Origin of the sequence: Pseudomonas sp. C32 (assembly GCF_030417915.1) — a bacterium.
GTDB lineage: Bacteria > Pseudomonadota > Gammaproteobacteria > Pseudomonadales > Pseudomonadaceae > Aquipseudomonas.
Genome location: NZ_JAUHUK010000054.1, coordinates 1 through 586 on the forward strand (window position 1 = coordinate 1; position 586 = coordinate 586).

At 61.3% G+C, this 586-nt stretch carries 1 pseudogene; it reads right to left on the reverse strand.

Features of this window, described 5'->3' with window-relative positions:
* Positions 1–586 (reverse strand): annotated as a pseudogene (locus QYH43_RS26875) (sugar-binding protein); the annotation flags it as partial.

Below are 586 nucleotides of genomic sequence, written 5' to 3' on the forward strand. Positions count from 1 at the left end.
TGACGTTGGTCCCGTTGCCCAGAAAATTGTTAGTCGTGTAGCGATAGACCATTTCCATCTTCGGCTGACCAAACCCGGGGAAGCTGTTATGGCGGGTGACCCGCGGCAGATTCTTCGGGTTGCCCCCAGCCGGAAAAGGGTGCCCGTCGTCGCCGTACTCGATGGTTTCGCGACCGCCCACCGGGGTCTTGACTTCGTGCAGGCAGAGAATGTCGCGGATCGGACCATTGCCGTAGCCGAAGCGCCAGGAGGCCTTTTCGTCAGTGGGCAAGACGATGCTGGTGACCCAACCGCTGGCATTCAAATTCATTTCATAACGGGCCAGTGGCGCGCCATCGGGGCCGCTGTCGGGTCGTGCGAGGATTTCCACCTGGGTGTCATTGGCGCGGTTGATGCGCAGCAGTTCACCCTGTGCATCGCTGATGCTTTGCAGGCGTTGGCCGCCGCGGAAAGATGCATGCACCAGCTTGAGGCAGTGCCCGGCCGGCGAATAGATCTCCACCGGCAAGGCCACCCGGTCTTCGCTGCTGCCACCAACCTGCAGCACTTCGATCAGCCCGGACTTGTGCGTGACACGGTAGCGGTT